This window comes from Hwanghaeella sp. LZ110 (assembly GCF_048892525.1).
Lineage (GTDB): Bacteria > Pseudomonadota > Alphaproteobacteria > UBA8366 > Aestuariispiraceae > Pacificispira.
Genome location: NZ_JBLZHT010000011.1, coordinates 1 through 25,191 on the forward strand (window position 1 = coordinate 1; position 25,191 = coordinate 25,191).

The window sequence follows — 25,191 nt, forward strand, 5'->3', positions numbered from 1 at the left end:
GAAGACGCTCGAATTGTGAATCCGATAGCCAAAAGTGATGAGTGCTCATCAGAACCTCCTTGTTCATGGAAGGTCTGAATCAGATTTGCAGCGCCAAGGGAACCCAGTTTATGGGTCCTGAGCCTAGCAAAAGAGTATCGAGAAATGAAAATTAGTGGGGGACAAGATGATTTTTCCCAGCAGACTAAACATCTTGGCATTGAACTTTCAAATACATTTTCTGGGGCCCGGTCAGGCGAATTTGGGGATGAGTATTTTGTAGATTACAATGGAAGAAAACGGGAATTAGTCAAGCATTTGAAAAAAGGTAATGATAAGGATCAAAGAAACTGCCTGAGAATTTATTTTTTTTGGGACGAAGAAGATCAAGTTGTTGTGATTGGATATCTTCCCGCGCATCTCAGAACTAGATTGACATAGTCCGTAAGTAATTACTTTTTGACCTATTTTTTTGGATCCCCCCTCACTTCACATCAAAATCCAGTACCACCTCGTCGGTCATCGGGTGGGACTGGCAGGCGAGGACGAAGCCGGCGTCGGTTTCTTCTTTGGTCAGGGCGTAGTTGACGTCCATGGCGACGTCGCCGACCAGGACTTTGCAGCGGCAGGTGCAGCACATGCCGCCTTTGCAGGAATAGGGGATATCTGCGCTGCGTTCCATGGCGGCGTCCAGGATGGGGATGCCGTCTGAGGCGAGATCCAGTTCGATTTCGATACCGTCATAGATCACCGTGACATGGCGCAGTTTGGCGCGGTCTTCTGTGCTCAGGCGCTCTGCGCGCTGGGCGCGGGCTTTGGCGATGGCGGCACCGCCATCGGCGGGGGTGAAAAGTTCGGTGTGGATTTTTTTTAGCGCAACGCCCGCTTCGGACAGGGCGGCGGTGGCGTCGTCCACCATGCCCTGGGGGCCACAGAGGAACACTTCATCGGCCTGGACCGGGTCTACCGGTGCGCCGGGTCCGGAGAACAGGGCCCGGCACTTTTCCCGGTCAATGCGGCCATTGAACAGCGGGACTTCGCGCGGCTGGCGGCTGAGAATGTGGATCAGGCTGAACCGGGTCGGATAGGTGTCTTTTAACCCCTGCAAGTCTTCCAGAAACAGGATAGAGGCCGCAGATTTATTGCCATAGATCAGGGTGACCTGGCTCTTTGGCTCTGCGTGCAAATAGGTTTTCGCCAGCGACAGGATCGGGGTGATGCCACTGCCCGCGGCGATCATCAGATAGCGCTTGGCCTTCTCCGGTTCGATGGGGGCGGTGAAGCGACCGTCGGGTGTCATGACATCCAGCGTATCGCCGACGGCCAGATGCGCGTTGGCGAAATGGGAGAATTTGCCCTCTGGCACCGTCTTCACCGCGACACGCAATTCATTGTCGTTGATACCGCTGCATATGGAATAGCTGCGGCGGAGTTCCTCGCCCTCAATCCGGGTGCGCAGGGTCAGATATTGGCCCGGCGCAAAGCGATAGGCGTCCCGCAGTGCAGGCGGAACGGAAAACAGGATGGAGACCGCCTCTTCGGTTTCGCGGCGGATATCAATCACGGTAAGAGGGTGAAACGCGACCATTCAAGGGGCTCCTGAGCTAAATGCACTTGAAGTATTCGAAGGGTTCCAGGCAGTCGGTACAGCGATATTGTGCCTTGCAGGCCGTGGAGCCGAATTCACTGACCCGTTGGGTCTGGACGCTGCCGCAATGGGGGCAGGGGACATTAGGGTCTGCACCAAACAGGATGCCGCGCCCAGCGCCTTCGCCCGCAGCGGTTCCAACCGGCGGCGCAATACCATAGGCGCGCAGCTTTTCCTTGCCCGCCGCACTGATCCAATCGCTGGTCCAGGCGGGGGATAGCACGGTCTTGATCTGCACATCCTCATAACCCGCCTGCAACAGCCGGTCGCGGATCGCCATATTGATCGCTGCGGTCGCCGGACAGCCGGAATAGGTTGGCGTCACGTCCAGAGACACCTGGCCCCTATCCCCCACGCTAACCATGCGCACGACGCCCAGGTCCAGAACGGTCAGGGCGGGGACTTCCGGGTCCGGCACCTCCTCAAGCAGATGCCAGATTGCGGCTTCTGCGGGGGAGGGGCGGTGGTCATCCAGAGCGGTAACACGGGTCATTACCAGGTCATCCCCGGATAGGCGCGCTGCATGAATTGCAGTTCCGCCAGGATATAGCCCAGATATTCGGAATGTTCGCCCTTGTGGCCGCCTGAGCGCGGGAAGTCGCTGGTCGGGCGGGTCAGTCCAGCCTCTGCAAACACCCGGTCAACCATTGTGTCCCAGGCGGGGCGCAGGCTTTTTACCGACGGGCCGATCCCGGCCTGAATAATGGCGGCATCCACCGCATCTTCTTCGAACAGTTCTTCGACAAAGATCCACAGATGATCAAAGGCCTGCTGAATGCGGTTGTGGCTTTCGTCTGTGCCGTCGCCCAGGCGGATGACCCATTCCCCGGAATGGCGGCGGTGATAGGTCACTTCTTTCAGGCTTTTTGCGGCGACGGCAGCCAGTTGCGCATCACTGCTTTTGCTCAGCGCTGCGAACAGTTCGACATTCAGGCAGTCGATCAGGAATTGCCGTGCCATGGTGACCGCAAAATCGCCATTGGGCTGTTCTACCAGCAGCAGATTGCGCCAATCGGTGACATCGCGGGTAAAGGCCAGCGCATCTTCATCCCGGCCTTCGCCTTCAACCTGTCCGGCATAATCATAGATCAGGCGTGCCTGACCGATCAGGTCCAGCGCGATGTTGGAGAGGGCGATGTCTTCTTCCAGCACCGGGCCATGACCACACCATTCACTCAGGCGGTGGCCCAGGATCAGGCTGGTATCGCCCAAACGCAGTAAATACTCGGTCAGGGTTTTGCGGTCGATTTTGGTATCTGTTGCCATGGCTTACATATTCTCCACGCCGTCTGGCACCGTATAGAAGGTCGGGTGGCGGAAAATCTTGTCATCTGCGGGGTCAAAGAAGGGACCACGCTCTTCGGGTTGGGAAGCATGGATATCGCTGGATTTCACGACCCAGATGCTCTCCCCCTCGCGGCGGCGGGTATAGACGTCGCGGGCATTCTGGATCGCCATTTCGACATCGACGGCCTGCAGGGACCCAACATGTTTGTGGCTTAAGCCCTGGCGGCTGCGGATGAAGATTTCCCACAAGGGCCAATCTCTTGAAGATGCGGACATGATGTTTCCTCTGTCTTATATTTATTCGGCAGCTTGCGCGGTCTGGGCCCGTTGGCGGCGCTTTTCGGCATGGGCGGTTGCGGCTTCGCGCACCCAGGCCCCATCTTCCCAGGCCTTGCGGCGTGCGGCGATGCGTTCTCTGCCAACCGGGCCGCCGCCTTTCAGCACCCGTTTGAATTCGTCCCAATCGATCGGGCCAAAATCGTAATGGCCACGGTCCTCATTCCATTTCAAATCCGGGTCCGGGACGGTCAGGCCCAGGATTTCCGCCTGGGGCACGGTCATATCGACAAAGTGCTGGCGCAACTCGTCATTGGAGCGCCGCTTGATCTTCCATTCGGTGCTTTGATTGCCATGGGTCGACTCGCTGTCATGGGGGCCGAACATCATCAACGACGGCCACCACCAGCGGTTCAGTGCATCCTGCACCATCTTCTTTTGAATCGGTGTGCCTTTGGCCATGGTGGTGATGATTTCATAGCCTTGACGCTGGTGGAAACTCTCTTCCTTACAAATCCGCTCCATCGCGCGGGCATAGGGGCCATAGGAACAGCGGCACAACATCACCTGATTAACGATGGCAGCCCCATCCACAAGCCAGCCAATGGCACCGATATCGGCCCAGGTCGGGGTCGGATAGTTAAAGATGGAAGAATATTTCGCACGCCCGTCGTGCAGCGCCTCAATCGTGTCATCGCGGGGTGTGCCCAGAGTTTCGCAGGCGCTGTAGAGATATAGGGCGTGCCCAGCCTCGTCCTGAATTTTTGCCAGCAGCACGGCCTTGCGCTTCAGCGTCGGCGCGCGGGTCAGCCAGTTTCCTTCCGGCAGCATGCCCACCACTTCGGAATGCGCATGTTGAGAGATTTGACGGACCAGCAATTTGCGATAGCCGTCTGGCATCCAGTCCCGGGGTTCGATCTTTTCTTCGGCGTCCAACAACGCCTGAAACCGCGCTGTGCCTCGCATATCGTTTTGGGACAGTTCCTGAGCGTCGGCCATGATCGAGTCCTAAATGTGGAAGTTTCAATTTTCATTATGATACACTTTTCGGAGAATTATTCAATAATTTTGTATCATTTCATAAAGATCGTGCGGGCCATGGAAAGCCGTTTAAATCATTAGTGATTTTCGAATATTGTGTACTTATACGGTTAAAATTTAATTATAACAATTTTGAAGCTTTCTTGTGGTAACCTTCAGAAGCTTGGGTGGGGATTCAAGAACGAAGAAACAACTATTGCATCAGGAGAGCGGATCATGAGCAAAGGGGATCAGAAGCACTATCATGGTTTGGTGCCCCTCGTAGGCATCGACGCATTCTGCGTCCATCACAGTCATTCAGAGTCGCATCGGGAAGACCGTTTTGGTCGCATGTTTCCGCAGTTACCGCCGTCTTACGTGCCGGCCAGCGTTCTGCATGATATCGGCGCCAAAGGTGGGCCCATGGACGATGCTGGGAAAAAGAAGAAGTCTGACGTCGCTGCGGGTATGGTGATTTTCGGACAATTTATCGATCATGACATCACTTTGGATACGACGTCGAATTTCGAAACAGTGTTGCCGGTGGACACATTGGAGAATGTGAGAACCCCGACGCTAGATCTGGATTGCATCTATGGCGATGGCCCGGAGGCGCATCCCTATTTGTATCGACAGAATGGTGATTTGGCCGGCGCTGAATTGCTGACCGGTCAGGCCGAACCGGGCGACGATCCTCTGGTCAACAATGACCTTTTGCGGTCGCCCAACGGCAATGACGGTGATCGCGGTTCTGCGATTATCGGCGATCCGCGCAATGACGAAAACCGCATCGTCAGTCAGATGCAATTAGGCATGATACGCTTCCACAATCAGAACTGTCGGCGTGTCATCAAGGAGTATCAGGAGGCAGGCAAGGGCACGATTGAAGGGAAAGACTTGTATGAGGAGGCGCGCCGGAAAACCACATGGCATTATCAATGGGCGGTGGTTTTCGACTTTATGGTGGCGATGTGCGGACGCCCAATGGTGGAGAATATCCTAACTCATGGGCGGCAATTCTACTGCCCAGAGGTTCCTTTCATTCCGGTGGAATTTTCGGTCGCCGCCTATCGTTTCGGTCACTCCATGGTGCCACAGGAAATCGCCACCAAGCAACATAACAACAAGCACAAATTCTTCGGACCAGCCCTGGGGCGCGGCTTTTCACCGGTTACTAGCGAAGACGCGATTGTGAATTGGTCGGCGCTATTGGACGTTGGTGCCGACATCGAGTTCCAACGCGCCGCCGCTCTGGATACACAACTGGCGAGCGATCTGCTGGATTTACCCTTCGTCCAGTCCGGTGTCTCGTCGCTGGCGACCCGAAATCTGTTGCGCGGCAACAGTCTAAGGCTCCCGGCAGGAGAGACGGTAGCAGTGGCGATGGATCGACCACAAAGCGAGATCGATACGGTGATGGCGGCGATAACCGACCTATCAAGTAATAGCGTCATTCAGGGCGCGCCGCTTTGGCTCTATATCCTGGCGGAGGCGGAGGTAATTGGGCGCGAGACGGCGCCAGGCGTGTTTGACAAATGCGAGGGGCTTGGGCCGGTTGGCGCACGCATCGTCGCCGAAGTTCTGATTGGCCTGCAGGAATTGGATTCGCGCAGCTTCCTGGGAGCTAATCGCAATTGGCGTCCAGACGCGGTAAATCTCGCCAGCGGCCATGTGCTTGATACGATTGGTAAGATACTATTCTCGACGCAGTGAAGGCGCGTTGCAGGCTTGGACATGCTGGTCGGATTCTCTCGTCGTCGCGATTGAGCCGCTGTGGCAGCGTTTAGTCTGCCCTGGCATCGGGATCGTGCCCAGGCTTCCATTGCGTCGGCCAGGGTGTGCCCAGATCGGTCAATCCAATCGCCAGTTTCTCGACCGTCAGGCGGATTGCCGCATTGCCCGAGAAAGTCAGCATCACAGCATTGTCGTGATAGGCGATGGCCAGCAGGGCGAAGATTTTATCTGCGCTGTCGGGTCCAATGCCGCGCCGTGACACATGGGTTACATGATCGAACCGCAGACCCGCATGGCTGCGGCTATAGGGGGGCGTATCGCCCGCAGATTCCCATTGGAATCGGTTCAGCGCCAGCATAAAGCTGCGCTCTTCCGACAGATATTTCATATCACGACCCGGGACCAGCGCATCCTGCACCATGCTGGAGACAACCCCCAAATCCTCAAGGTCAAACGCCCGCAAGCGGAGTGGCGCGGCGTCAGCGGTGATCATACGAGATACTCCCCCAAGCAAACTGCGATTCATTCCGAACTGTACAAGCTACCACCAGCAGTGTCGAGGGGGGCAAATCATTAGCGACAGAGTGGGTAAGCTACCGTGCAGCAGGGTTTTGCTTTACCGGCAGCGTGGTGAACATCGCAACGCGCGTGGACAGTGCGTCAAGATTGTATTTCTCGGTCCAGTAGGAATCAATGGAATCAGGCAGGGCATCCGGCCCGATATCCAAGGGAATCATTTGCAAAGATAAGCCTGCGTTTTCAAAGATCTGTTCCAAATCCGTTACACGCAGCCCATTGATCAGGTCACTATGCGCCTTGGCAAATTCCGGGAAGGGTCTGTCGTAGAGCCCCTGGAAAGGTTTGTCTTTGGACAAGTGGTTGGAAAAATTAACGATATGGATATGCAGCGTATCGGGTTTGGATAGGGCGGCCATTGTTTTTGCAGCCTCCTCAAACCCCTGAATATGTTCCAGGCAGGAAATCGATAGGCACAAATCTACCTGTTCACCTGTGCTCATCGCCTCCACAATTCCCGCCCTTCGGAAATCACAAATCTGATAGAGTTGATTGAGTGTTTTTATGTCCGGGGAGGGGAGTTGAGGTAGCCCAGTCTGATGTTTTCGCAGGTATTGTGACGATTGCTCAAGTCCTGGCAGGAAATAACCCGTCGCGACCTTGCGGTGTTTCAGAACAGCGGGGTCCAAACCTGGATCAATCCCAATATACCTGGATGCGTTGCACAGTGTCGCAATGGGGGCGAAACCGGCATAGCGTCCACATCCGATTTCCAGAACGGTCCCGCCTGCTGCCTTCTTTAAAACTTCGCTGGGATTGGCCCCGACCTGGTCCATCCAGTGGAACAGAATCTCCGTTGCCTTGGTTGGCCTGCTGGCATCGGGCGCAGATAGAAAGTCGATCCGCCGCAGGGTCGAATTCTGAATGCCCAGTTTACCAAGAATTCGGACAATCGAAACGGCGATCGGCAGCTTGAACAGCAGCTTAATTCGGGTCTGTAAATTTGAAAGCATTACACCATCTTGGGTTGGAAGGGCGCCTGTCTGTAATGCAGGCACAGTCATCTGTTTGCTGTTTGAACACAACCCAAAACAAGATGCGGCCGATACCGGAATTGACGTGTTACTGGGTCAGGACGCGCTCAATCCGCTCCAGTGCCCAGTCGACTTCATCGCGGGTGATGGTCAGGGGTGGGGCAAAGCGGATGGTGTGTTCGTGGGTTTCCTTGCACAGGATGCCCAATTCCTTCAATTCAAGACAGTAGCGCCGCGCGCCGCCTGCCTCCGGGTGAAATTCCACGGCCAGCATCAGGCCGCGCCCGCGCACGTCCCGGATGGCGTTGTTGCGGATTTTTTTAAGACCTTCCAGAAAATACGCGCCCTGTTTGGCGGAATTTTCAATCATGCCCTCTTCGACCAGAACCTTCAGGGATTCACGGGCAATGGCACAGGCCAGGGGATTGCCGCCAAAGGTGCTGCCATGCTGACCGGGCTTCAATACGCCCAGCACTTCGGAGTTGGAGAGTACGGCAGAGATTGGATAGAAGCCCCCAGACAGGGCCTTGCCAACCAGTGTCAGGTCCGCAACCACGCCTTCATGTTCTTCCGCCAACAGCCTGCCCGTGCGGCCCAGCCCGGTTTGGATTTCGTCCAGGATCAGCATGACGTTATGCCGTGTGCAAATCTCTCGCACGGCCTGAATATAGCCTTCGGGGGGGATGATGACGCCTGCCTCGCCCTGAATGGGTTCGACCAGGAAAGCCACGGTGTTGGGTGTAATGGCGGCCTCTAGCGCAGCGGCGTCTCCGAATGGCACAACCCGAAAGCCGGGCGCGAAGGGGCCAAAATTCTTGCGCGCCGACGGATCGGTGGAAAAGCCAACGATGTTTAAGGTGCGCCCGTGGAAGTTATTGTTACAGACAATGATTTCCGCCTGGTTCTCTGCAACGCCTTTGACCTCATAGCCCCATTTGCGCACGCATTTCACAGCGGTTTCGACCGCTTCGGCGCCGCTGTTCATGGGCAGCACCTTGGATGAATTGGTCAGGGCGCAGATTTCTTCATAAAACGGGGCCAGTTGATCATTGCGAAAGGCGCGCGATGTCAGCGTCAATTTGGATGCCTGATCGACCATCGCCTTTAGAATGCGCGGGTGACAATGCCCTTGATTGACGGCGGAATAAGCAGCCAGACAATCCAGATATTTCTTTCCATCCACATCCCAGACCCAGACTCCTTCGCCCTTGGTCAGGATAACATCCAGGGGTTTGTAGTTGTGGGCCCCCAATTCGGATTCAACAGCCAGAAAATCAGTGGTTTCGGCAACAGCGTTCATCATAAATCACTCCTAAAAAAACAAATTTACAGTGCGGAATCCGTGCGGCTGAGGATCTGCTGTCCAAACAGGCTTTCAACCAGATCAACCGTCAGATCGGCGGTGGCATTTTTCACGTCATAAGCCGGGTTTAGCTCCATCAGGTCCAGGGACCGCATCAAGCCGCTGTCATGAATCATTTCCATACACAGCTGTGCTTCGCGATAGGTTGGCCCGCCTGGCACCGTCGTCCCAACGCCTGGTGCGATCGATGGATCCAGAAAATCCACATCGAAGCTGACATGAACATGCCCGCCCAGGCTGGCCAGTTTGTCCAGGGCGTCGCTCATCGTCTGGCGCATGCCGTTTTCGTCGATGCGACGCATGTCGTGCACATCCATGCCAGACGCCACAACCAGTTTCTTTTCAATCGAATCCACGGATCGGATGCCGACCTGCACCACGCGCTTTGGATTCAGGAACGGGGTTTTCGGCCCCAGCCCTGTCAGTCCTTCTGGACCGTAGCCCGATGCGACGGCCAGGGGCATGCCATGGATATTGCCGCTGGGGGAGACATCGGCGGTATTGTAATCGGCATGGGCGTCCAGCCACAGGACGGAATAGTCTTCCCCACGCTCCGCACAGTAGGTGGCAATGCCAGACAAGGATCCAATCGCCAAGGCATGATCGCCACCCAGCAGGATCGGCATTCGGCCATCTTTCAGGATGCCATAAACGCCATCGCGCACCGCGGTGCACCATTCAATGGTTTCCGGCAGATGGCGATATCCGTTGACCGGTGGCGTGTCAGGATTGATCGGCCCGTTCAGGTTGCCGCGATCTTCCACATCATAGCCCATGCGGGTCAAGGCCTGCAGCAGTCCTGCAACCCGCAGCGCTTCCGGTCCCATGGACCCCCCACGATGACCGGCCCCGATATCGCTGGGCGCGCCAATCAGGGATATCTTCGGGGGGGATGCGATAGAATCTTTTGCAGCGTTTTTAGCCATATCGTAAGCTCTCCATCCATGAATGAAGGGGATTATGGCAGAGACTGGTCAAAATATCCCATTTATCTGTCGGTCATTTACGGCAGATTCTGCTGTTGCATTGGGTGTTATAGAAAGGAAATGCGGTATGGCTGTGGACGCGACGGACCTGCGGATTGTTACTGAAATTCAGCGCAATGGTCGGATCACGAACCAGGCCCTTGCGGATAGGGTCGGCCTGTCGCCCAGCCCCTGCTTACAGCGGTTTCGCAAGCTGGAAGGCGATGGGGTTATCGGGCCATTCATTGCGCAGGTTGACCTGGATAGGTTGTGCCCGAATGTGATGGTCCTGACGACTGTCAGCCTGGATACTGCCAGCCATCAGGATTACCGTGCCTTTGAGGCGCAGGTTGCGGCAATCCCTGAAATTGTTCAGTGCTTTAAGGTCAGCGGCGATTTTGACTATATGCTGTGGTTCGTCTGTCGCAGCATTGCTGATTATCACCGCATCAGTGAGCGCCAGATCGAAGACGGTTCGGCAAAGGTCCGTATATCCAGCCATGTCGTCCTGGACAGAACCAAAGAATTCGCAGGGTTGCCGCTGGAAACGCTGCTGAAGTAACCGCATAAAAAAGGCTGCCGGGTGGCATTGATCCATCCCGGCAGCCCATTATTGCGTAAGACTAGCCGTCTGCGCGCAGGCGGGTGTTATCCGGATCGAAGGGGCTTTCTTCCACAACGGTACAGCGATGAACTTTGCCCAGGATTTCGATTTCCAGTTCCGTGCCGGGCTTGGTCAGGTCCGGGCGGATCATGGCCAGCGCCAGGGATTTTTCCAGCCGGAAGCCATAATTGCCCGATGTGCAACGACCCACGACATCCCCGTTCAAGGTGATCGGGTTTGATCCCAATGCATCGGCGTCTGTTGTGTCATGCACTTCCAGTGTTGTGAAGGCCCATTTGAAGCCCCGGTCTTTCCAGGCCGCCAGGGCATCGCGGCCCAGGAAATCGCCCTTATCCAGGTGAACGAAGCGATCCAGGCCGGATTCCAACGCCGCATATTCAATGGAAAGCTCACGGCCTGGCAGGCGATAGGATTTTTCGATGCGCAGGCAGTCCATGGCGCGGATCCCAAAGGGCTTGATCCCCAGATCGGCACCCGCCGCCATCAGCTTATCAAAGATATGGACCTGATATTCGATCGGGTGATGCAATTCCCAGCCCAATTCACCGACAAAGTTGACGCGCGCTGCCCGGCAGGGGGCATTGCCTACATCGATATTCTGGCTGGACAGCCAGGGGAAGCCCTTGTTGGAGAAATCCGTGCGCGGGCTGACACGCTGCATCAAGGTGCGGGCCTTGGGACCTGCGATAACCAGAACACCCATGGAATTGGTCAGGCTGTCGAACCGGACCGATCCGTCGGTTGGCATATGCTTCTTGATCCAGTCATGGTCCAGACGCTGATACGCCCCGGCCGACACGATATAGAAGCTGGGGTCGCCGGTCATGTAATCCGGTTCTTCCCGAAGGATGGTGAATTCCGAATGCACGCCACCACGGACGCTCAGTGAATGGGCAAGGCCCAGCCGACCGATCTTTTTGGGCAGCTTATTGGCGACTAGATGGTCCAGGAAGGCTTCGGCACCTGGGCCGGAGATGCGGCATTTTGCAAAACCGGTCATGTCCAGGATGCCGACATTATCCATCACGTTTTTGCATTCCAGGCCAACCGCATCGTGCCATTTAGAGCGCCGGAAGGAATAATGGTCCGTCTGTGGTGTTCCTTCAGGGGCGTAGAAATTGGCACGTTCCCAGCCGAAGCTGGCACCGAATACCGCGCCCAGATCTTTCAGGCGGTCATAGATCGGTGTGCGGCGCAGCGGGCGCGCGGCGGGGCGCTCTTCGTCTGGATAATGGGTGATGAAGACGTGATTATAGGCTTCTTCATTCTTTTCTACCAAATAGGATTTGGTCGCGTAATCGCCGAAGCGACGGGGATCAACGCCCAGCATGTCGATGGTGGGTTCGCCTTCGACAATCCATTCGGCCAATTGCCAGCCCGCGCCACCGGCGGCAGTGATGCCGAAGCTGTGGCCTTCTGACAGCCAGAAATTCGGGCGGTCCCAGGCCGGTCCGATGATGGGATTGCCGTCGGGCGTATAACAGATTGCGCCGTTATAGACTTTCTTGACGCCCACTTCTCCGAAGGCGGGAACTCGGAACATCGCGCCTTCGATATGAGGTTCCAATCGGTCCAAGTCTTCCTGAAACAATTCGTATTCACACTCCGCCGACGGGCCGTCGACATAACAGGCAGGCGCACCTTTCTCATAGGGGCCCAGGATCAGGCCGCCCTTTTCCTGGCGCATATACCACTGATTATCGGAATCCCGCAGTACGCCTAATTCCGGCAGGCCCTGGTCTTTGCGCGCAACCAGATCGGGGTGGTCGTCTGTTACGATATACTGGTGTTCCACCGGAATGACCGGAATGTCCAGGCCAACCATCGCGCCAGTCTGGCGGGCAAAGCTGCCCGTCGCAGAGATGATGTGTTCGCAGGTAATCGTGCCCTTGTCGGTATGGACGCACCATTCGCCAGACGGGGTGCGGGTAATGGCGGTCACCGCAGTGTTCCGGTGGATCGTCGCCCCACGGGATCGTGCGCCCTGTGCCAAAGCCATGGTCAGGTCAGCAGGCTGAATATAACCGTCATCCGGATGCTGGATCGCACCGACCAGGCCATCAATGTTGCATAAGGGCCAGATTTCCTTGACCTGTTTCGGGGTCAGAAATTCGACATTGATACCGATTGTTGCCGCGACACCGGCATATTGGCGGTATTCGTCCATTCGGTCCTGAGTCTGTGCTAGGCGGATATTGGATACCTTGGCAAAGCCGACATCCTGGCCGGTCTCTTTCTGAAGCTCCTGATAAAAGTCTACAGAATATTTGTGAACCTGACCGACGGAATAGCTCATGTTAAACAATGGCAACAAGCCCGCCGCATGCCAGGTGGACCCGGATGTCAGCTCTTTGCGTTCCAACAGCACGACATCGCTCCAGCCCTTTTTGGCCAGATGATACAATGCGGAAACGCCAACTACGCCTCCCCCAATAACGACTACCCGTGCATGGCTTTGCATGATGAAAGCGACCCTTCCCAATGGTCCGAGAGGTCTGACCGACCCCTTCGGTTCGTGTGCTGTTTACGATGCGCAGAATGTTGAATACAGTTGGATATCGCTTTCACGTTTGCGACGTTCACACCAAATCCTACGCCACATCTTTGTAGATTCTTAAATGAATATCACCGAAACAGCGCTGATATTTAGGGCGCGCCCTGTTGGTTCCAGGGTGCCCGACAACCTGTGTCGAAAAAACGATAATTCTATCTTAGGGTGGTGTTGTTTTTCGTGGTTCAGTTGGTGCATAAATTATTGTTCAAGGGCGAAGTTCTGGATGTTTTAGTGAGTTTTTATCCAGAAAAGAATTAAGGTCAATGTATCAGGAATTATACATTATAACATTTAAAGTATAATGCTGGTTGATTCCTGAACACAGTTCGAATACGGTTTTTTGGGGGGGCAAATTCAATCGCCCTGAAATTGTGTTGGACGTGGTTTATCGCATTTCCGCGCGGCCTGCATTGGCTTGCCGAAGCGATCAAACGATTCAATTTTGTTGAGGTGAATTCAATCAATGGTACATGTAAACCAGACAGTGCCAGAAGAGCGTGATGGAAACGACTATTGCGTAGCGCCGGGCGTTCTGAATGCCTTGTTGCAAGGCGACGCTGATGCCGTTTTTTCGCATTTTCAGAGCGATACGCATGAGCCATTAACTCTGACATGGGCACCTGATAAGGATGGCCTGCCAAGCTTGATGATGCAGCGTTTCTACGAGGCATGGTCTGAAATGCCAAGTCCCCAGCCAAATGCTGTACCAAACGTCAATGATTTCGATGTTTTTAAGTTTCGCGCCGCGATGGGGTTCATGATGTATATGGATGTCATCGACGGTGGCGAAGATTTTCAGTTCCGGGTTTTTGGCAGTCGTGTTGCAGATTTTATCGGGTTTGACTGGACTGGGCGTCTCGTGTCCGACCTGCCGGCCAGTCCGTCCTGCCGTGCCTATCTTATGACGTGCTACCGGGCCATACTTCAGAGCAAACAGCCCCTGTATACCAAGCATCGGTTGAGAAGAGCCGAGGCGATTGTGGAGTGGGAGCGTTTTCTTGTGCCGTTGTGTGATGAGTCACAATCCGTTTCTCGCATTCTGGGGCTTAGTGTCCCAATCCTGATTTCGCCGGGATACGGTCAAGGCGAGACCTCAACCTTTTCTTTCTGATCCTTGATTTAAGACTGGTTATGGATCGAATGACGCGGCTTGACGATAAGTAAGTCGCGATTTCGCACGTCTGAACCGACAGGACGCGCAATAACGTCCCCATACGGTTCTGCTGTTGGCTGTCAGACGATCCAGACACAGCGGCAAGACTGTAATGGTTGGTCGATAAGTCATCCATAAGGGTGACGATGAAAGGGATGATGATGGGTGACAATTTGCTCGATACGTCGGCTGGCGCAGGGTCTGCGACAGATGCAGGTACGGAGTCCGGTGCGCGGCGTCATGGGCGCGGCGGTGGCAGTGGTCGCGCCGCCCGTCAGGCAGCGCGTGCAACCGGCGACTTAGGGGCGCCCGCCTATATCACCCGCAAGATCGGTTACTTCAATCTGCTGGATGAAGATGGCCTGGATCTGATTGAACGCAACGCAGACACCGTTCTGGAAGAAATCGGCCTGGATTTTCGCGGTGACGAAGAAGTCCTGCAGATGTGGCGCGATCAGGGCTGTGACGTGCAGGGCGAACGGGTGCATTTCCCAAAAGGTCTGTGCAAAAAGCTTGTTCAGGATACGGCCCCGTCGCTGATTACCCAGCATGCACGCAATCCTGCCCGCACGGTTAAAATGGGGGAGGGGAACACAGTTCTAGTCCCGGCCTATGGCCCCCCCTTCGTGCGCGACCTGGATAAGGGGCGTCGCTATGGCACGATTGAGGATTTCCGTAATTTCGTGAAGCTGGCCTATATGTCGACCGGCCTGCATCATTCCGGCGGAACGGTGTGTGAGCCTGTCGATATTCCCGTGAATAAGCGTCACCTTGATATGGTCTACAGCCATATGCGCTGGTCTGACAAACCGTTCATGGGGTCGGTCACGGCACCGGAACGGGCGCAAGATACCGTCGATATGTGCAAGATCCTGTTTGGCGCAGACTTCGTCGATCAGAATTGCGTGGTGATCAATCTGATCAATGCGAATTCTCCCATGGTTTGGGATGATACGATGCTGGGTGCCTTGAAGGTCTATGCCCGCAACAATCAGGCAACGGTAATCTCTCCCTTCATTCTGGCAGGCGCGATGAGCCCGGTCACGGTGCTGGGGACATTGACGCAGCTTTATGCTGAGGCTTTGGCCGGGATGGCCCTGACACAGGTGGTTCGGCCCGGCGCACCGACAATCTTTGGTACGTTTGCATCGTCTATTTCCATGCAGTCGGGCGCGCCGACCTTTGGCACACCGGAACCATCGCTGGTGCTGTATGGGGCGGCACAATTGGCGCGGCGTCTGGGTGTTCCGTTCCGCTCGGGCGGTGGTTTCACCGCGTCCAAGATTGCCGATGCGCAGGCGGCGTATGAATCGGCCAACACATTGCAGACTGCGGCTTTGGGGGGCGTGAATTTCATGCTGCATACCGCAGGCTGGCTGGAAGGCGGTCTGTCCATGGGATACGAAAAATTTGTCATGGATGCGGATCAGGCCGCAATGCTGGTGCGTTTGTTGGACGGTGTGGACATGACAGAAAACGGCCAGGCCATGGATGCCATCCGCGAAGTTGGGCCGGGCATGCACTATCTGGGTTGTAACCACACACAGCGGAATTTTGAAACCGCCTTCTATCGCTCCCCACTGGCGGACAACAATTCCTATGAACAATGGGAGGCGGAAGGCAGCCTGGATATGAATCAACGGGCAAATGCGCGCTGGAAGAAGATGTTGAACGACTATATTCCCCCGGCCATTGATCCTGCGGTTGACGAGGCTCTGCTGGACTTCATCAAACAGCGCAAAGAGTCGATGCCCGACGCGAGCTATTAATCCGCCCGCATAGTTACATTCAGTCAAGCTTAAGCCGGATGATGCTGCATATTCTGTTGTGTCATCCGGCTTTTGCTTTTTCGCCATGATGTCAGATTCGGCAAATTTGATTGGTGCTCGTTAAATGCGGTTTAAAAAATTAACCATGTTATCAATGATTAAGCCCAGATTTGTGTCTCAGTTTGCCCGATTTTTAACCCCCTTGAACAGAATCTTGTAATAGGCTTAGATTTCTAAGACTACTCGTCTCTGTGGGTGGATTGGGGCAGAGCATGGTGACTAAGAACGATCAGATTTCAGAAGTCCGTGACAAGCTGTCGTTGGAGCTGGGGCATGAACTGGCCGACAGCCTGGTGCGGGCGGGTCGGTTGCGAGGTGTCTATAGTTTGGACATGCAATTGGCGATCAGTGATGGTCTGGAAGGCTTAAGTTCTGAAAAGCGCCGTAAGGTTCTGGATCTGTTAGACACGTTGATGCCCAAGAAATAATCGGCAGCCCCTGTAAAATATTGTAACAATCCGACATGGCTTGAAACACCTTGTGACTTGGCCCAAGCCTTGGTCTATGGCAGGTATTCTGCCTACACGATGTAGAATCGTTTCCGGAACTTCTGCAAGCTTGGTTTCGCCCTATGTCTGAACATCCGATTGCCGCCGTGATCCTTGCCGCCGGGAAGGGCACACGCATGAAATCCGCCCGCCCGAAGGTGCTGCATGAAATTGCAGGAAAATCGCTGGTTGGGCATTTGTTGGCGGCGATACAGCAATTGGGTGCGGAACAGTGCGCGGTGGTTGTCGGCCCGGATATGGACAGCGTGACCCAGGCGGTGGCACCCGTCCCGACCGTCCTGCAAAAGGAACAGTTGGGCACTGCGGATGCCCTGAAGGCGGCGCGGCCGGTTTTGGAAACAGTCGAACGCGGCACTGTTCTGGTTGTGTTTGGCGACACGCCTTTTATTGCGCCCCAGACCCTGGCTGCGATGGTAGAGGAGCGCGAGGCTGGCGCGGCAGTTGTCGTGCTGGGATTCGAACCCGAAGATCCAGGCGCGTATGGCCGGTTGGTTGTTGATCCTTCGGGCGACCTGCAGGCGATTGTTGAATACAATGATGCCGATGATGCGACCCGCAAGATCGGCCTGTGCAATTCCGGCGTAATGGCGATTGACGCCGCGCGCGTGTTCGATCTGGTGGATCGCATCGGCAATGACAATGTGAAGGGCGAATATTACCTGACCGATATTGTCGCCATCGCCCGTGCACAGGATTTGTCCTGTCGCGTCATTCTGGCGCAAGAGGAAGAGTTACGGGGGATCAATTCCCGCAGCGAATTGGCGACTGCTGAGGCGCAATGGCAGGCCCGTGCCCGGCTGGCCGCGATGGATGCTGGGGTGACATTACAGGACCCCCAGACGGTTTATTTTTCCTGGGATACCGTGCTGGGCCAGGACGTTACCATCGGTCAGAATGTCGTCTTTGGTCCCAATGTTGTGGTCGAGGGTGATGTGACCATCAAGGCCTTCAGTCATATGGAAGGCTGTGTCATTCGGCGGGGCGCGGTGGTGGGTCCCTATGCGCGGCTGCGCCCGGGTGCTGATATCGGTGAGGAAGCGCGGATCGGCAATTTTGTCGAGGTCAAGAATGCGACATTCGCGGCAGGGGCCAAGGCGAACCATCTCAGCTATATCGGCGATGCTACTGTTGGCGAACGCGCCAATATCGGGGCTGGCACCATTACCTGCAATTATGATGGATACCTGAAGCATCAAACAGTCATTGGGGCGGAGGCCTTTATCGGCTCCAACAGTGCCCTGGTTGCGCCGGTAACGATTGGCGCACGCGCAACCATCGGCGCGGGATCCACGATTACCCGCACGGTTGCGCCCGATGCCTTGTCCATTGCGCGGGGCGACCAGCGGGACCTGCCCGGCCTGGCCGCCAAATTGCGCGCCCGCCTGAAGGCGCGTAAAGAGGCGCTGAAGAAAACCTGAACCTTTCATTCTGGAAAGACGATAATTTATGTGCGGTATTATTGGCATTTTAGGGAAATCACAGGTCGCGCCCATCCTGGTCGATGGTTTGAAGCGCCTGGAATATCGCGGCTATGACTCGGCGGGTATCGCAACCCTGGTGGGGGATGCAATCGACCGCCGCCGCGCGCCTGGAAAATTGCACAATCTGGCAAAAGTGCTGGAGGATACCCCGCTGTCTGGCACGACAGGGATCGGTCATACCCGCTGGGCCACCCATGGTGTACCATCAGAGGGGAATGCCCATCCCCATGCGACGGATCGCGTTGCCATCGTCCATAATGGCATTATCGAGAATTATCAGGAATTGCGGGAGGGGCTGGCCGATAAGGATGTCGTCTATACCAGTGAAACCGACACCGAAGTTGTCGCGCATCTGGTCACCGATTTCCTGAATCAGGGCCTCAGCCCGAAAGAGGCCGTGGCGCGCACCGTGCCCATGCTGGAAGGGGCCTTTGGCCTGGTGATGATCTTTGCGGGCCACCCAGACGTGATGATCGGCGCGCGGCGCGGCAGTCCCCTGGCCATTGGCTATGGCGATGGGGAGATGTTTTTTGGCTCCGATGCCCTGGCGCTGGCCCCGATGACCCGGCGTATCAGCTATCTGGAAGAGGGCGATTGGGCCGTCGTGACCCCCAAAGGGGCGGAAGTCTTTGACACCGATGGTGCCCCCGTCACCCGAAAGATCGTTGAAACCGCCGTGTCTGGTGCAATGATCGGCAAGGGTAATTATCAGCACTTCATGCAGAAGGAAATTCATGAACAACCCGCCGTGATCGGCGATACCCTGCATTCCATGCTGAACCCGGCGACCCAGACCATAACCCTGCCGGACCTGCCCTTTGATCTGGCTGGGATTTCCAAAATTACCATTGGGGCCTGTGGCACGGCGTCCTATGCCGGATGCGTCGCGAAATACTGGATTGAGGAATTGGCGCGCCTGCCGGTCGAAGTCGATGTCGGATCCGAATTGCGCTATCGTGAAACCCCATTGCCTAAGGATGGCCTGGCCCTGTTCATCAGCCAATCTGGGGAGACGATGGATACGCTGGAAGCCCTGCGGTATGCCAGGCGCGAAGGGCAACATATCCTGTCCATCATCAATGTGCCGGAATCGACCATTGCGCGCAGTTCCGATGCGGTGCTCCAGACATTGGCCGGTCCCGAAATCGGGGTCGCTTCGACCAAGGCTTTCACCACGCAATTGACGGTTCTGTCCTGTCTGGCGATTGCCATCGCAAAGGCGCGGGGCACCTTGTCGCGGGAGCGGGAGGCTGTTCTGGCCGCTGCGCTGGCGGAAGTGCCTGGTCGTGCTGCCGAAGTTCTGGTGCATGATGAGTATATCCGTGAGATCGCGCAGACGGTTGCCAAGGCGCGGGACGTTTTTTTCATGGGGCGCGGCTCCTCTTTCCCCATCGCCTTGGAAGGGGCCTTGAAGCTGAAAGAAATCTCCTACATCCACGCCGAAGGCTATCCGGCGGGTGAGATGAAACATGGCCCCATCGCGCTGATCGAAGAAAATGTGCCGATCATCATGATCGCGCCTTCTGGCCCGCTGTTTGAGAAGACGGCATCCAATGTGCAGGAAATGGTCAGCCGGGGCGGGCGCGTTATCTTCCTGTCCGATGCCGATGGTATTGCTAAAATGACCCGCATGGCAAAACCCTTTGCCAGTATCGAACTGCCTAAGGTCGACCCCTATGTCGCACCAATCCTGTATACCATCCCGGTGCAATTGCTGGCCTATCACACCGCTGTCATCAAGGGCACGGATGTCGATCAACCCCGCAATCTGGCAAAGGCTGTGACGGTGGAGTAACGGCTTCATTTTGCTGCCAGCGTCAGATAAACACTGGAAACCGGGGGGGCGGTGTGCCATGTAACGGCCCTGTTTCACCGTTGATCCGGAATTTTCGTTATGACCGCGAATGAACCTTTGGTGCTGGCCCTGCCGAAAGGGCGGATATTGGACGAGTTGCGCCCGGTGCTGGACGGTGTTGGCATTGTGCCGGAACCGGCCTTTGATGATCCGTCGTCCCGACTGCTGAAATTCGATACCAATATACCCAATCTGTCGATTATCCGGGTGCGCAGCTTTGATGTGGCGACCTTTGTGGCCTTTGGCGCGGCGCATCTGGGCATTGCGGGCAATGACGTTCTGATGGAATTCGACTATCCTGAAATCTATGCGCCGGTGGATTTGAATATCGGCTATTGCCGCATTGCCGTGGCAGAGCCGGCTGAGCTGGTTGCCGGCGATGATCCCAGCCGGTGGAGCCATATTCGTGTCGCCACAAAATACCCGAACATCACCCGCAAGCATTTCGCGCGTCGGGGTGTGCAGGCCGAATGTATCAAATTGAATGGGGCAATGGAATTGGCACCGGGCATGGGCCTGTGTCGCCGCATCGTTGATTTGGTCTCCTCTGGCCGGACCTTGAAGGAAAACGGGTTGGTAGAGGTTGAAACCGTGGCGGAGGTCACTTCGCGCCTGATCGTCAATCGGGCCGCCTTGAAAACCCGGTCGGAAGAAGTTGGCGGCTGGGTCAGTCGTTTTCAGGAGGTTGCACAACGTGCCGCATGATTATCCCGTATCTCGCCGGTTGCTTGCTGATGCGCCGGGATTTTATGCTGCCTTCGATGACCTGCTGCACAGCAAGCGGGAGATGGATGAAGATGTGGATCGCACGGTCGCGGCTATCCTGGAGGATGTGCGCAGCCGGGGCGATACGGCGGTGGTGGATTATACCAACCGCTTTGACCGGGTGGCGATCACGGTTGATGATTTGCGCATTCCTCAATCCGCCCTGGATGCGGCAGCGGATGCGTGTGATCCGGAATTGATCAATGCGCTGGAACTGGCGGCACACCGGATTCGGTCTTTCCATGAAAAGACCCTGCCGGCCGGGTTAGATTATACGGACGAGATCGGGGTGCGCCTTGGCGCGCGCTGGACGCCGGTTGCTGCGGCTGGCCTGTATGTGCCGGGGGGTACGGCGGCCTATCCCAGTTCCGTTCTGATGAATGCCCTGCCTGCTAAGGTCGCTGGGGTGAAGCGGCTGGTGATGGTTGTTCCAACCCCTGATAATGTAACCAATCCGCTGGTTCTGGCGGCGGCTAAGCTTGCTGGCGTGGATGAGGTCTATCGCATCGGTGGTGCTCAGGCCGTAGGGGCGCTGGCCTATGGGACAGAGACGATACAGCCGGTCTCTACCATCGTTGGGCCGGGCAATGCCTATGTCGCAGCGGCCAAGCGTCGCGTCTTCGGCACGGTGGGGATTGATATGATCGCGGGCCCGTCAGAAATCCTGGTGGTCGCCGATGCACAGAACGACCCTGATTGGATCGCTGTCGATCTGTTAAGCCAGGCCGAACATGACACATCCGCACAATCCATCCTGATCACGGACAGTGCCGATTTTGCCGATGCGGTCGAAGCCGCCGTGGCGCGGCGTCTGGAAACATTGCCCCGCAAGGCTATCGCCGGGGAAAGCTGGACCCAGCACGGCGCGATCATTGTTGTGCCGGACCTGGGTGCTGCCGTGCCGCTGATCGATGCCATCGCGCCGGAGCATCTGGAACTGGCGGTCGCAGAGCCGGAAGCCCTGTGTGACAAGGTCAGCAATGCCGGTGCGATCTTCCTGGGTCGCTATACGCCAGAAGCCATTGGCGATTACATTGCAGGGCCTAATCATGTCCTGCCAACGGCCCGCAGCGCGCGGTTTTCCAGCGGCTTGGGTGTCGTCGATTTTATGAAGCGGACCTCCATCGTGAAATGCGATGCAGACAGCCTGACTCAGATCGGCCCGGCTGCGGTGCGTCTGGCAGAGGCGGAAGGGCTGGGTGCCCACGGACTTTCCGTGGCGCTGCGCCTGAATATGCCGTCTCGCTAAGCGGTGGCGACTGCATTAAACTCCCGCCCGACAGCCTATTCAAAGGGAGTATCGACGATGAGCGACACTAGTTTCAACGACGCGACCGATAAGATTGTTGCCCTGACGCTGGACGAGAAAAGCGTCGTGCGCCGTGCTGTTGAGGTGGAGCATGAGCGCAAGGTCGCGATGTATGACCTGTTGGACATGAACCGGTTCCGGCCCATTGGCGATTATGTCGGTCCCTATAAGGTGCGCCTGGCGATTGAGGATGGCAAACGGGTGCTGTTCCAGATCGATGACGAGGGTGATGCGCATCTGACTACGGTTTCGCTGCCGCTATCACCGTTTCGCAGCATCGTCAGGGACTATTTCCAGATCTGCGAAAGCTATTATGACGCGATTAAGAAACATTCCCCCAGCCAGATCGAAACCATCGATATGGCGCGGCGCGGGTTACATAATGAGGGCGCGGAGGTTTTGGTCGATGCCCTGAAAGATAAAATTGAGATCGATAAAGCGACCTCTCGGCGGCTGTTTACGCTGGTCTGTGTCCTGCATATTCGCGGTTAACGGATAAAAGGGGCGAGGCGAAACAGAGATCAGGGAAGGGGCGCGCATGATATTCTCAGCCGACGACCTGCCTGATGCGGTGATGTTCTGCTGCACAATGAATTCTATTCGCTCCCCCATGGCCGAAGGATTGTTGAAGAAAATGCATGGCACGAAAATCTATGTCGACAGCGTCGGCGCCCGCAGTGGGGAGCTGGACCCGATGATGGTCGAAGTCATGGCCGAAATTGGCGTTGATATGTCCAAGCACACCGCCAAGACCTTCGATCAATTGGAAGATACCTTCTTTGACGCGATCATTGCCCTGTCCCCGGAAGCCCAGCACCATGCGGTTGAATTGACCCGCACCATGGCCTGTGAGGTCGTGTTCTGGAACACATTCGACCCGTCCATCATTGAAGGCAGTCGTGAACAGAGGCTTGACGCCTATCGCCAAGTGCGCGACCAGATCCATCAACGTCTCTTAAAAACTTTCCCGGTATCCTGATTTGAACGCTAAACCAAAGTTGATCCTGGCTTCTGCCAGCCCCCGCCGTCTTGATTTACTGGCCCAGATCGGGATTGTGCCTGATGCTGTGCATCCGGCGGATATCGACGAATCTGCCCAGCGGGGAGAATTGCCGCGGCCCCATGCCGCCCGCCTGGCATTGGAGAAAGCGCAAGCGGTCGCTGCCGGTCTGGACGACTCCGCCGCCATTCTGGCCGCCGATACGGTGGTGGCACTGGGGCGTCGAATCCTGCCAAAGGCAGAGGATGAAAAGACCGCGCGGGAGTGCCTGCAGCAATTATCTGGTCGCCGTCATACGGTATATGGCGGTATCGTGCTGATCGCCCCGGATGGAACGGTCAAGACGCGGATGGTTGAAACTGCGGTTGTTTTCAAACGTCTGCATAAGACAGAAATTGCCGCCTATCTGGCCTCTGGCGAATGGCAGGGCAAGGCAGGTGGCTATGCCATTCAGGGGCGCGCTGCTGCCTTTATACGCCGGATTAACGGATCTTATTCCAATGTGGTCGGTCTTGGCCTGTTTGAGACCGCAGCGCTCTTAACATCTATCGGATTTGAGGATTAACGACCTATGACGGGCGCAGCAGAAATATACATTGAAGGAAGCCCCGCAGAGCGCCGGGCCGGGCATCTGGATGCCAATGGCCTGGCCCTGGGGCTGGATATTGAGCGTGTGACCCGTCCCCGTCTGATCGGCGCAATCTTACTGGCGCGGGTGAAGGCTGTTGATAAGCGCCTGGGCGCGGCCTTCCTGGATCTGGGCGCGGCGGGGATTGGCCTGTTGTCCAAGGCAAAGGATATCACCGAGGGGGAGGCCGTCCTGGTCCAGATCACCCGCGATGCCCATGACGATAAGGGGCCAGCGGCCGTACGTCAGCCTGTTCTGTGGGGCCGCTATCTGGGCCTCCAACCGGGTCGCGGCGGCGGCCTGCAATGCGCCAGGGCCCTGGGTCAGGGGAAGCACCGGGCCGAGGCCCTGGCAGCCGCTGAGAGCGGGATAGCCGATCCCACGGACCTGATCCTGCGCGGGCCATCCTGGACCGTCAGCGGTGCGGAATTGAAGGCGGAGGCAGACCGATTGCGCGCAACCTGGGCGGACATTCAGGCCAGGGCAAAGACGGAGAAAGCGCCCGCCCTGTTGCTGCCCACAACCCCGTTTATTGAGACCATGCTGCGCGATGCGGGGCCTGAGGCACGGGTTGCCCTGGATGATCGGTTGGACTTCGCGACGGCGGAAAAGCTGTGTGCGGAATACTTCCCGGACTTGTCTGAGGGATTGGCCTTCCACAATGACCCTGCGCCGATTTTCGATGCATCGGGGCTCAGCGATATTCTTGAACAAGCGCTGGGGGCAGAGGTCACCTTGACCGGCGGGGGTCGCCTTACCATCGAACAGACCAGGGCCTTAACGTCAATCGATGTTGATATGGGCGCGGGAGAGGCGGGGGCCTCCACCAAGGATGAGGCGATCCACCGCCTGAACCGCCGTGCCTCAGAAGAAATCGCACGCCAGATTATCCTGCGCCGCCTCAGTGGTCTGATCGTGATCGATTTCGCGGGCCTGACCGGGCGTGGCAAGATGAAGACATTCCTGGATATCCTGCGCAGTCGGTTGAAGAATGCGGAGACGCACAGCGATGTTCTGGGAATATCACCCTCGGGCCTGGTAGAAATCACCCGCCAGCGTATGGGACCCAGCCTGGCCGATCTATGTCTATCGCCGGTGGCCTATCCCCCAGCGGCCCCCGATGCACTGGCAGCCGATGCCTTGCGCCGGGCGTTGCGGTTGCAAGGGGCCGGAAAGCCGGTTGTTGCCCTGCCGGACTCAGCGGCTGCCGTGCTGAATGGCAATATGAAGGCGGCACGGGAAGCGTGTGAGAAGCGCCTCGGCCAGCCCTTGATCCTGAAACCCGGTGCCGCCAAATTGGATGTCAGATTGGAGCGTGATCCCGCATGATGGACCCTGACAGACCCCGCATCGACAAGCATAACAAACAGAAATGCCCGATCTGTGGCAAACCCTCGGCCACCGATACCAAGCCGTTTTGTTCCGGGCGCTGTCAGGATGTGGACCTGCACCGCTGGCTGGGCGGCGTCTATCGCATCGAAACGGACGAGGGCCCCAATGATACAGTCACGGGAGAGGACCCGGATCGCACCGATCAGGACTGAGAATATCAGGTGCTTAAGGGCGAGGACATTTTCACGCCTTTGCTCCAAACAAGGCTTGTCAGACCGGTGCAATTCTCATAGAACCCTCTGCATTCCGGTGGAACAAGACCGACCCAC

Annotated in this window: 25 protein-coding genes; 15 read left to right on the forward strand and 10 right to left on the reverse strand. The window is 56.5% G+C overall.

The window, feature by feature from the left end; translation table 11 throughout:
- Positions 1–144: 144 nt before the first annotated feature.
- Positions 145–420 (forward strand): hypothetical protein, encoded by a 276-nt coding sequence (locus ACOSDM_RS18025; RefSeq protein ID WP_420725956.1) that lies wholly within the window; start codon positions 145–147, stop codon positions 418–420.
- Positions 421–463: 43 nt separating this feature from the next.
- Here the strand turns inward: ACOSDM_RS18025 and paaE are convergent, their stop codons facing one another.
- The 5 genes from paaE to paaA are packed head-to-tail and all read right to left on the reverse strand — an operon-like array spanning position 464 to position 4,189.
- Positions 464–1,567, reverse strand: coding sequence for a 1,2-phenylacetyl-CoA epoxidase subunit PaaE (gene paaE, locus ACOSDM_RS18030; protein WP_420725957.1), 1,104 nt, complete (start codon positions 1,565–1,567; stop codon positions 464–466).
- A gap of 16 nt (positions 1,568–1,583) precedes the next feature.
- Entirely contained in the window at positions 1,584–2,120 is a 537-nt protein-coding gene (gene paaD / locus ACOSDM_RS18035) for a 1,2-phenylacetyl-CoA epoxidase subunit PaaD (RefSeq protein WP_420725958.1), read from the reverse strand.
- Positions 2,120–2,893, reverse strand: coding sequence for a 1,2-phenylacetyl-CoA epoxidase subunit PaaC (gene paaC / locus ACOSDM_RS18040; RefSeq protein ID WP_420725959.1), 774 nt, complete (start codon positions 2,891–2,893; stop codon positions 2,120–2,122). Before paaC ends, paaD begins: the two co-directional genes overlap by 1 nt.
- A gap of 3 nt (positions 2,894–2,896) precedes the next feature.
- Positions 2,897–3,190: a 1,2-phenylacetyl-CoA epoxidase subunit PaaB gene (paaB, locus tag ACOSDM_RS18045; protein WP_420725960.1), complete on the reverse strand. Its 294-nt coding sequence runs from the start codon at positions 3,188–3,190 to the stop codon at positions 2,897–2,899.
- A gap of 21 nt (positions 3,191–3,211) precedes the next feature.
- On the reverse strand, positions 3,212–4,189 hold the full coding sequence (gene paaA, locus ACOSDM_RS18050) for a 1,2-phenylacetyl-CoA epoxidase subunit PaaA (RefSeq protein ID WP_420725961.1): 978 nt from the start codon (positions 4,187–4,189) through the stop codon (positions 3,212–3,214).
- Between the two features lie 258 nt (positions 4,190–4,447).
- On the opposite strand from paaA, the gene ACOSDM_RS18055 reads away from it, so the two are divergent.
- A complete protein-coding gene (locus ACOSDM_RS18055) occupies positions 4,448–5,923 on the forward strand; it encodes a peroxidase family protein (RefSeq protein WP_420725962.1) in 1,476 nt (491 codons plus the stop codon).
- Positions 5,924–5,993: 70 nt separating this feature from the next.
- On the opposite strand, the gene ACOSDM_RS18060 is transcribed toward ACOSDM_RS18055, so the two are convergent.
- The 4 genes from ACOSDM_RS18060 to rocF all read right to left on the reverse strand — a co-directional run bounded on the left by ACOSDM_RS18060 (position 5,994) and on the right by rocF (position 9,783).
- The gene (locus ACOSDM_RS18060; protein WP_420725963.1) at positions 5,994–6,437 is read right to left on the reverse strand and encodes a DUF2948 family protein; all 444 of its coding nucleotides are present in this window, start codon (positions 6,435–6,437) and stop codon (positions 5,994–5,996) included.
- Positions 6,438–6,537: 100 nt separating this feature from the next.
- Positions 6,538–7,473 (reverse strand): methyltransferase domain-containing protein, encoded by a 936-nt coding sequence (locus ACOSDM_RS18065; RefSeq protein ID WP_420725964.1) that lies wholly within the window; start codon positions 7,471–7,473, stop codon positions 6,538–6,540.
- Positions 7,474–7,582: 109 nt separating this feature from the next.
- Positions 7,583–8,797: an ornithine--oxo-acid transaminase gene (gene rocD / locus ACOSDM_RS18070; RefSeq protein WP_420725965.1), complete on the reverse strand. Its 1,215-nt coding sequence runs from the start codon at positions 8,795–8,797 to the stop codon at positions 7,583–7,585.
- A gap of 23 nt (positions 8,798–8,820) precedes the next feature.
- Positions 8,821–9,783, reverse strand: coding sequence for an arginase (gene rocF / locus ACOSDM_RS18075; RefSeq protein WP_420725966.1), 963 nt, complete (start codon positions 9,781–9,783; stop codon positions 8,821–8,823).
- A 127-nt stretch (positions 9,784–9,910) separates the two neighbouring features.
- On the opposite strand from rocF, the gene ACOSDM_RS18080 reads away from it, so the two are divergent.
- Complete coding sequence (locus ACOSDM_RS18080) at positions 9,911–10,384, forward strand: Lrp/AsnC family transcriptional regulator (protein WP_420725967.1); 474 nt, start codon at positions 9,911–9,913, stop codon at positions 10,382–10,384.
- A 61-nt stretch (positions 10,385–10,445) separates the two neighbouring features.
- On the opposite strand, the gene ACOSDM_RS18085 is transcribed toward ACOSDM_RS18080, so the two are convergent.
- Positions 10,446–12,908, reverse strand: coding sequence for a GcvT family protein (locus tag ACOSDM_RS18085; RefSeq protein ID WP_420725969.1), 2,463 nt, complete (start codon positions 12,906–12,908; stop codon positions 10,446–10,448).
- Positions 12,909–13,464: 556 nt separating this feature from the next.
- Between ACOSDM_RS18085 and ACOSDM_RS18090 the strand changes: the two genes are divergently transcribed.
- From ACOSDM_RS18090 to yacG, 12 genes are all read left to right on the forward strand, one after another.
- The gene (locus tag ACOSDM_RS18090; protein WP_420725970.1) at positions 13,465–14,112 is read left to right on the forward strand and encodes a PAS domain-containing protein; all 648 of its coding nucleotides are present in this window, start codon (positions 13,465–13,467) and stop codon (positions 14,110–14,112) included.
- A gap of 188 nt (positions 14,113–14,300) precedes the next feature.
- Entirely contained in the window at positions 14,301–15,923 is a 1,623-nt protein-coding gene (locus tag ACOSDM_RS18095) for a trimethylamine methyltransferase family protein (protein WP_420725971.1), read from the forward strand.
- Positions 15,924–16,195: 272 nt separating this feature from the next.
- Positions 16,196–16,411 (forward strand): hypothetical protein, encoded by a 216-nt coding sequence (locus tag ACOSDM_RS18100; protein ID WP_420725972.1) that lies wholly within the window; start codon positions 16,196–16,198, stop codon positions 16,409–16,411.
- A gap of 143 nt (positions 16,412–16,554) precedes the next feature.
- On the forward strand, positions 16,555–17,910 hold the full coding sequence (gene glmU / locus ACOSDM_RS18105; protein WP_420725973.1) for a bifunctional UDP-N-acetylglucosamine diphosphorylase/glucosamine-1-phosphate N-acetyltransferase GlmU: 1,356 nt from the start codon (positions 16,555–16,557) through the stop codon (positions 17,908–17,910).
- 28 nt (positions 17,911–17,938) lie between these two features.
- Positions 17,939–19,768 (forward strand): glutamine--fructose-6-phosphate transaminase (isomerizing), encoded by a 1,830-nt coding sequence (gene glmS / locus ACOSDM_RS18110; RefSeq protein WP_420725974.1) that lies wholly within the window; start codon positions 17,939–17,941, stop codon positions 19,766–19,768.
- 99 nt (positions 19,769–19,867) lie between these two features.
- On the forward strand, positions 19,868–20,533 hold the full coding sequence (gene hisG / locus ACOSDM_RS18115; protein ID WP_420725975.1) for an ATP phosphoribosyltransferase: 666 nt from the start codon (positions 19,868–19,870) through the stop codon (positions 20,531–20,533).
- Complete coding sequence (hisD, locus tag ACOSDM_RS18120) at positions 20,523–21,842, forward strand: histidinol dehydrogenase (RefSeq protein WP_420725976.1); 1,320 nt, start codon at positions 20,523–20,525, stop codon at positions 21,840–21,842. Before hisG ends, hisD begins: the two co-directional genes overlap by 11 nt.
- 57 nt (positions 21,843–21,899) lie before the next feature.
- A complete protein-coding gene (locus ACOSDM_RS18125; protein ID WP_420725977.1) occupies positions 21,900–22,394 on the forward strand; it encodes a UPF0262 family protein in 495 nt (164 codons plus the stop codon).
- A 46-nt stretch (positions 22,395–22,440) separates the two neighbouring features.
- A complete protein-coding gene (locus ACOSDM_RS18130; protein ID WP_420725978.1) occupies positions 22,441–22,881 on the forward strand; it encodes an arsenate reductase ArsC in 441 nt (146 codons plus the stop codon).
- 1 nt (position 22,882) lies between these two features.
- The gene (locus ACOSDM_RS18135; protein ID WP_420725979.1) at positions 22,883–23,467 is read left to right on the forward strand and encodes a Maf family protein; all 585 of its coding nucleotides are present in this window, start codon (positions 22,883–22,885) and stop codon (positions 23,465–23,467) included.
- A 6-nt stretch (positions 23,468–23,473) separates the two neighbouring features.
- Complete coding sequence (locus ACOSDM_RS18140; protein ID WP_420725980.1) at positions 23,474–24,859, forward strand: ribonuclease E/G; 1,386 nt, start codon at positions 23,474–23,476, stop codon at positions 24,857–24,859.
- The gene (yacG, locus tag ACOSDM_RS18145) at positions 24,856–25,074 is read left to right on the forward strand and encodes a DNA gyrase inhibitor YacG (RefSeq protein ID WP_420725981.1); all 219 of its coding nucleotides are present in this window, start codon (positions 24,856–24,858) and stop codon (positions 25,072–25,074) included. Before ACOSDM_RS18140 ends, yacG begins: the two co-directional genes overlap by 4 nt.
- Positions 25,075–25,191: the final 117 nt, after the last annotated feature.

Bases quoted from the DNA above. Each gene is read 5' to 3' on its own strand.
- ACOSDM_RS18025 (WP_420725956.1), top strand. From the start codon at position 145: ATGAAAATTAGTGGGGGACAAGATGATTTTTCCCAGCAGACTAAACAT.
- paaE (WP_420725957.1), bottom strand. From the start codon at position 1,567: ATGGTCGCGTTTCACCCTCTTACCGTGATTGATATCCGCCGCGAAACC.
- paaD (WP_420725958.1), bottom strand. From the start codon at position 2,120: ATGACCCGTGTTACCGCTCTGGATGACCACCGCCCCTCCCCCGCAGAA.
- paaC (WP_420725959.1), bottom strand. From the start codon at position 2,893: ATGGCAACAGATACCAAAATCGACCGCAAAACCCTGACCGAGTATTTA.
- paaB (WP_420725960.1), bottom strand. From the start codon at position 3,190: ATGTCCGCATCTTCAAGAGATTGGCCCTTGTGGGAAATCTTCATCCGC.
- paaA (WP_420725961.1), bottom strand. From the start codon at position 4,189: ATGGCCGACGCTCAGGAACTGTCCCAAAACGATATGCGAGGCACAGCG.
- ACOSDM_RS18055 (WP_420725962.1), top strand. From the start codon at position 4,448: ATGAGCAAAGGGGATCAGAAGCACTATCATGGTTTGGTGCCCCTCGTA.
- ACOSDM_RS18060 (WP_420725963.1), bottom strand. From the start codon at position 6,437: ATGATCACCGCTGACGCCGCGCCACTCCGCTTGCGGGCGTTTGACCTT.
- ACOSDM_RS18065 (WP_420725964.1), bottom strand. From the start codon at position 7,473: ATGCTTTCAAATTTACAGACCCGAATTAAGCTGCTGTTCAAGCTGCCG.
- rocD (WP_420725965.1), bottom strand. From the start codon at position 8,797: ATGATGAACGCTGTTGCCGAAACCACTGATTTTCTGGCTGTTGAATCC.
- rocF (WP_420725966.1), bottom strand. From the start codon at position 9,783: ATGGCTAAAAACGCTGCAAAAGATTCTATCGCATCCCCCCCGAAGATA.
- ACOSDM_RS18080 (WP_420725967.1), top strand. From the start codon at position 9,911: ATGGCTGTGGACGCGACGGACCTGCGGATTGTTACTGAAATTCAGCGC.
- ACOSDM_RS18085 (WP_420725969.1), bottom strand. From the start codon at position 12,908: ATGCAAAGCCATGCACGGGTAGTCGTTATTGGGGGAGGCGTAGTTGGC.
- ACOSDM_RS18090 (WP_420725970.1), top strand. From the start codon at position 13,465: ATGGTACATGTAAACCAGACAGTGCCAGAAGAGCGTGATGGAAACGAC.
- ACOSDM_RS18095 (WP_420725971.1), top strand. From the start codon at position 14,301: ATGAAAGGGATGATGATGGGTGACAATTTGCTCGATACGTCGGCTGGC.
- ACOSDM_RS18100 (WP_420725972.1), top strand. From the start codon at position 16,196: ATGGTGACTAAGAACGATCAGATTTCAGAAGTCCGTGACAAGCTGTCG.
- glmU (WP_420725973.1), top strand. From the start codon at position 16,555: ATGTCTGAACATCCGATTGCCGCCGTGATCCTTGCCGCCGGGAAGGGC.
- glmS (WP_420725974.1), top strand. From the start codon at position 17,939: ATGTGCGGTATTATTGGCATTTTAGGGAAATCACAGGTCGCGCCCATC.
- hisG (WP_420725975.1), top strand. From the start codon at position 19,868: ATGACCGCGAATGAACCTTTGGTGCTGGCCCTGCCGAAAGGGCGGATA.
- ACOSDM_RS18125 (WP_420725977.1), top strand. From the start codon at position 21,900: ATGAGCGACACTAGTTTCAACGACGCGACCGATAAGATTGTTGCCCTG.
- ACOSDM_RS18130 (WP_420725978.1), top strand. From the start codon at position 22,441: ATGATATTCTCAGCCGACGACCTGCCTGATGCGGTGATGTTCTGCTGC.
- ACOSDM_RS18140 (WP_420725980.1), top strand. From the start codon at position 23,474: ATGACGGGCGCAGCAGAAATATACATTGAAGGAAGCCCCGCAGAGCGC.
- yacG (WP_420725981.1), top strand. From the start codon at position 24,856: ATGATGGACCCTGACAGACCCCGCATCGACAAGCATAACAAACAGAAA.